This window comes from Hydrogenophaga sp., assembly GCF_041633695.1.
Taxonomy (GTDB): domain Bacteria; phylum Pseudomonadota; class Gammaproteobacteria; order Burkholderiales; family Burkholderiaceae_C; genus Hydrogenophaga.
Map to the genome: position 1 here is coordinate 1 of NZ_JBFJMY010000306.1, position 5,175 is coordinate 5,175.

A 5,175-nucleotide genomic window follows, 5' to 3' on the forward strand; every position below is an offset into this window, starting at 1 on the left:
ACCAGTTCACCCAGCTCTCGCAGGCCACCTGCTGCGTCTACCCCGATCGCCTGGGTGACTTCGAATTTGCGCCCGTCATCGAGCGCGTGCAGGCCGAGACCCCGAGCCTCAAGTTGCGCCTGGTGCTGGGCCAGGCCGGCCCTGGCGAGCACTCGCTGACCGATCTCATCGAGCGGCCCGCCACGCTGCCGCGCTCGGCGCTGGATGCGGTGCAGATCGACCCTACCGATCCGTGCATCTTCCAGCTCTCGGGCGGCACGACCGGCATTCCCAAGCTGATCCCGCGCACCAACAACGACTACGCCTACAACTCCAAGGTGGCGTCCGAAGTGGCCGGTGTGAGCGGCGACTCGGTGCTGCTGCTGGTGCTGCCCATTGCGCACAACCTGCCGCTGGCCTGCCCAGGCATTCAGGGTTTCATGTTCAACGGCGCCAAGGTGGTCTTGCACGCCAATACCCGCCCGAACGAGATGTTCGCGTTGATCCAGAAACACGGTGTCACCCACGTGAAGGTGGTGCCTGCGCTGCTGATCCGCCTCATCAACGATCCCTCCATTGGCGATTTCGAATTGGGCTCGGTGCAGCAAATCCAGAGCGGTGGCCAGCGCATGCAGCCCGAGACGCGGCTGCGCACGCGCCAGCTGTTCAAGAACGCTTTTGTGCAAGAAAACTTCGGCATGAGCGAAGGCCTGCTGATGTTTGTGCGCAAAGGCGATTCGGAAGAAGCGCTGATGGAGACCTGTGGTCGCCCGGTGTGCGCCGACGACGAGGTCAAGCTCATCGACGACGACGGCCAGGAAGTGCCCGATGGCGAAGTGGGCGAACTGGCCTGCCGTGGCCCGTACACGCTGCGCGGCTATTACGGCGTGCCCGAATACAACGCGCGCCAGTTCACGCCCGATGGCTTTTACCGGTCGGGCGATCTGATGCGCAAGCACGTGGCCAGCGGCAACTACATCGTCGAAGGACGCAAGAAGGATCTGATCAACCGCGGGGGCGAAAAAATCAGCGCCGAAGAGGTGGAGAACCTCATCCTCATGCACCCGGCGGTGCAGAACGTGGCTTGCGTGCCCATGCCCGACCCGGCCATGGGCGAAAAAATGTGTGCCTTCGTGGTGCTCAAAGCGGGGCAGGCACTCACGCTGCCCGATCTGGTGGCCTTTCTCCAGACGCACGAGATCGCCAAATTCAAGCTGCCCGAGCGGCTGGAAGTGCTGCCCGATTTCCCCGTGTCCACCTTCGGCAAGGTCTCCAAAAAAGCTTTGGGTGAAATCGTGGCCACCAAGATCGCCGCTGGCGTCTGATTTTTATTTCATCTTCAACAAGGATTTCGCCATGCGCATCATCGACCTGCACTGTTACCCCGGCACCCAGACCTGGATCGACGCCCAGGGTCCATACCCCGAGGCACTGGCTTCTTACTGGAAGCGCGAATGGGTGGCCAAGAACGAAGACGAAGTGATCGCCGAGTTCACCACCGCCGGTGTCGAGGCCTGCCTGGTGGCGCTGGACCTGGAGACCACCGTGGCCACGCCGCCTTGCACCAACGAATACGTGCACGGCATGTGGAAGCGCCACCCCGAGCGCGTGCTGCAATGCTGGGGTGCGGTGGAACCGGCCAAAGGCGAGATCGCCATCCGCCAGGTGAAAAAAGCGGTGAACGAGCTGGGCTTCATCGGCTTCCACTTCCACCCCATCATGCAGCACTTCGCGGTGAACGACCGCCGCCACTACCCGCTGTTTGAAGAGATCAACGCGCTGGGCGCGGCGGTGATGATCGACGTGGGCACCACCGGCATGGGGGCCGGCATGCCCGGCGGACATGGCGCCCGCGTGCGCCACGCCCACCCCTCGCACATCGACGATCTCGCGGCCGATTTCCCCAAGCTCAAAATTCTGATGGCCCACCCGGGCTGGCCCTGGGTCGAAGAGACCACCGCCGTGGCCTTGCACAAGGGCAACGTGTATTGGGAAATGTCTGGCTGGGCGCCGAAGCACTTTCCCGGCAACCTGAAGGTCGACATCCGGGGCCGCTTGCAAGACAAGATCATGTTCGGCAGCGACTATCCCAGCCTGCCCTACGAGCGCATCTTGCGCGAGTGGAGCGAACTCGGCTACAAGGACACGGTGATGGAAAAGGTCATGCACGGCAACGCCGAACGCGTGTTGGGTCTGTGATGGCACAAGCCTTTGTCTGCGACGGCATCCGCACGCCGATTGGCCGCTACGGTGGTGCCTTGTCGGGCGTGCGCACCGACGATCTGGGCGCGGTACCGATCCAAGCCTTGATGGCGCGCCACCCCACCTTGGACTGGGGTCGCCTGGAGGAGGTCTATTACGGCTGCGTCAACCAGGCCGGTGAAGACAACCGCAACGTGGCCCGCATGTCGGCCTTGTTGGCCGGTCTGCCGGTCACCGTGGCGGCGGCCACCGTCAACCGCCTGTGCGGATCGGGTCTGGAGGCCTTGGCCAGTGTCGCGCGCGGCATGGTCGCCGGGCAACTGGACCTGGCATTGGCGGGTGGGGTGGAGAGCATGAGCCGCGCGCCCATGGTCATGCCCAAAGCCAGCAGCGCCTTTTCGCGCCAGGCCGAAATTCACGACTCCACCATTGGCTGGCGCTTCGTCAATCCCCGCATGGTGGCGATGTACGGCATCGATGCCATGGGCGAGACCGCCGAGAACGTGGCCAGCGAGCACGGCATTTCGCGGGCGGACCAGGATGCGTTTGCGTGGCGCAGCCAGCGGCGCACCGCGCAGGCCATGGCCAGTGGCGTCCTGGCGCAAGAAATCACCCCGGTGCAAGTGCCGGGCCGCAAGCGCGGCGAGACGCTCACCGTGTCCGAAGACGAGCACCCGCGCGCAGACACCACCGCTGAAAGCCTGGCCCAGCTGAAGCCCGCCTTTCGCGCCGGTGGCAGCGTCACGGCGGGCAATGCCTCGGGCGTCAACGACGGAGCCGCCGCCTTGCTGCTCGCCAGCGAAGCCGGTGCGCGCGCATCCGGGCTCACGCCCTTGGCCCGGGTGATCGGCATCGCCACCGTGGGTGTCGCGCCGCGCGTCATGGGCATAGGGCCGCTGCCGGCGGTGCAAAAACTGCTGGCCCAGACCGGGTTGGGCATTGCCGACTTTGATGTGATCGAACTCAACGAAGCCTTTGCGGCACAGGGGCTGGCCGTGCTGCGCGGCCTGGGCTTGCCCGACGATGGCGAGCACATCAACCCCAACGGCGGCGCCATTGCACTGGGCCACCCCTTGGGCATGTCGGGCGCTCGCCTGGTGCTCACGGCGGTGCGCCAATTGCACCGCACCGGCGGTCGCCGCGCCCTGTGCACCATGTGCATTGGCGTGGGGCAGGGCATTGCCGTGGCATTGGAACGGGTCTGAGGCACACACCATGAACTTACCCATTTTGGTCACCTACCAAGGCCCGGTGGCGCTGCTGAGCTTGAACCGGCCAGAAACGCGCAACGCCTTGTCGGGCGAAGACATGTTCGCCGCCTTTGAAACCGTGGTGGATACCTTGAACCAGAACACCGCCGTGCGCGCGGTGGTGCTCACCGGCGCGGGCAGCGCGTTTTGCTCGGGCGGCAACGTGGCGGAGATGCGCGACCGCACCGGCATGTTCGCCGGTACACCGAGCGAAATCACCGCGCGTTACCGCAGCGGCATTCAGCGCATTCCCCGGGCCTTGCAGCGCCTGGAGCTGCCTTTGATCGCAGCGGTGAATGGCCCGGCCATGGGCGCGGGCTGCGATCTGGCCTGCATGTGCGACATCCGCATCGCGTCGAGCGCGGCGCGTTTCGCCGAGAGCTTTGTGAAGGTCGGCATCGTGCCGGGCGATGGGGGCTGCTGGTTGCTGCCCCGGGTGGTGGGTTTTGCCCGCGCCGCCCAGCTGGCCCTGACCGGCGACACCATCGACGCCGTCGAGGCGCTGCGCATCGGCCTGGTGTCCGAGCTGGTGGCGCCCGAAGAACTCTTGCCCACCGCCCTGGCGCTGGCGCAGCGCATGGCGGTGAACCCGCCCCAGGTGCTGCGCTGGACCAAGCGCTTGCTGCGCAGCGCGCAACACAGCACGCTCGACCAAGCGCTGGACGAAGCCGGCGAACTGCAAGGCCTGGCCCACCACACGCCCGAACACACGGAAGCAGTGCAGGCCTTTTTTGAGAAGCGTGCGCCGGTGTTTGCGCAGCCGCAGACCCCATGAGCGAAGCCGTGCTGATAGAGACCCGCCCGGCAGCGGGCGTGGCGCTGCTGCGCCTGAACCGGCCCGCGGTCTTGAACGCGTTGAACCTCGACTTGCGCCAGCAGCTCGCCACCGCGTTCGGCCAGCTGGATGCGGATGCTTCGGTGCGCTGCGTGGTGTTGGCGGGCAGCGAGCGCGCGTTCTGCGCCGGGGCCGACCTGGGTGAATACGTGGACGCAGAGCCGGTGGAGATCCTGGGTCGGAACATGGACCGGTTGTGGGCGGCCATCGCCGACTGCCGCAAGCCGGTTGTTGCGGCGGTGCGCGGGCACGCCTTGGGCGGTGGTTGCGAACTGGCCATGCACGCAGACATCATCGTGGCGGGGCACTCGGCGCGTTTTGGGCAGCCCGAGGTCCTGATCGGCCTGATGCCGGGCGGTGGTGCGACGCAACGCCTGACCCGCGCCGTGGGCAAATACCGCGCGATGCAGATGTTGCTGACGGGTGCCGCGATTCCCGCGCAGGCGGCATTCAACATGGGCCTGGTGAGCGAGCTGGTGGAAGACGCAGCGGTGGAGGCGCAGGCCCTGAAGCTGGCGGGCGATATCGCCGCTTTGCCAGTGACCGCCGTGCGTTTCATCAAAGAAGCGGTGCTGCAAAGCATGAACACCAGCCTCGACCAAGGCCTGCAAGCCGAGCGCCGGTCTTTCCAGTTGCTGTTTTCCACCCCGGAAAAAACCGAGGGCATCCGGGCCCGGCTGGAAAAGCGGGCACCGCACTTCGTGCAGGCTTGAAGCCCCTCGCGGGCAGCTGCGCCACACCCCGGTCTGGGGTCGTGGCGCTTGTGGGCGTGTGCTGTCCGCCCGCAAAATTTCCAAATCTGATGTGCCGCATCACGGCTTTTTGTTGGCTTTACGGTCTCGCCATTTCTAGAATTTGGCATGGACTTTCTGACCCCGCCAAGGGGTCAAGCCGAGAACAGAAAGCAAG

General features: G+C 65.5%; 5 protein-coding genes. All 5 read left to right on the top strand.

Annotation, left to right across the window (positions count from 1 at the left end; translation table 11 throughout):
* The coding region (locus tag ABYB95_RS16590; RefSeq protein ID WP_372659663.1) for a (2,3-dihydroxybenzoyl)adenylate synthase at positions 1-1,304 on the top strand (1,304 nt) is incomplete at its 5' end.
* Between the two features lie 31 nt (positions 1,305-1,335).
* On the top strand, positions 1,336-2,178 hold the full coding sequence (locus tag ABYB95_RS16595) for an amidohydrolase family protein (RefSeq protein WP_372659664.1): 843 nt from the start codon (positions 1,336-1,338) through the stop codon (positions 2,176-2,178).
* Positions 2,178-3,386: a 3-oxoadipyl-CoA thiolase gene (pcaF, locus tag ABYB95_RS16600; RefSeq protein ID WP_372659665.1), complete on the top strand. Its 1,209-nt coding sequence runs from the start codon at positions 2,178-2,180 to the stop codon at positions 3,384-3,386. The genes ABYB95_RS16595 and pcaF overlap by 1 nt, the downstream gene beginning before the upstream one ends.
* Before the next feature lie 10 nt (positions 3,387-3,396).
* Positions 3,397-4,206, top strand: coding sequence for a crotonase/enoyl-CoA hydratase family protein (locus ABYB95_RS16605; protein ID WP_372659666.1), 810 nt, complete (start codon positions 3,397-3,399; stop codon positions 4,204-4,206).
* Positions 4,203-4,979: an enoyl-CoA hydratase-related protein gene (locus ABYB95_RS16610; RefSeq protein WP_372659667.1), complete on the top strand. Its 777-nt coding sequence runs from the start codon at positions 4,203-4,205 to the stop codon at positions 4,977-4,979. The genes ABYB95_RS16605 and ABYB95_RS16610 overlap by 4 nt, the downstream gene beginning before the upstream one ends.
* The last annotated feature ends 196 nt before the right edge of the window (positions 4,980-5,175 follow it).

Excerpts from the sequence above, each read along its gene's own strand:
- pcaF (WP_372659665.1), top strand. The coding sequence starts at position 2,178 with ATGGCACAAGCCTTTGTCTGCGACGGCATCCGCACGCCGATTGGCCGC.
- ABYB95_RS16605 (WP_372659666.1), top strand. The coding sequence starts at position 3,397 with ATGAACTTACCCATTTTGGTCACCTACCAAGGCCCGGTGGCGCTGCTG.
- ABYB95_RS16595 (WP_372659664.1), top strand. The coding sequence starts at position 1,336 with ATGCGCATCATCGACCTGCACTGTTACCCCGGCACCCAGACCTGGATC.
- ABYB95_RS16610 (WP_372659667.1), top strand. The coding sequence starts at position 4,203 with ATGAGCGAAGCCGTGCTGATAGAGACCCGCCCGGCAGCGGGCGTGGCG.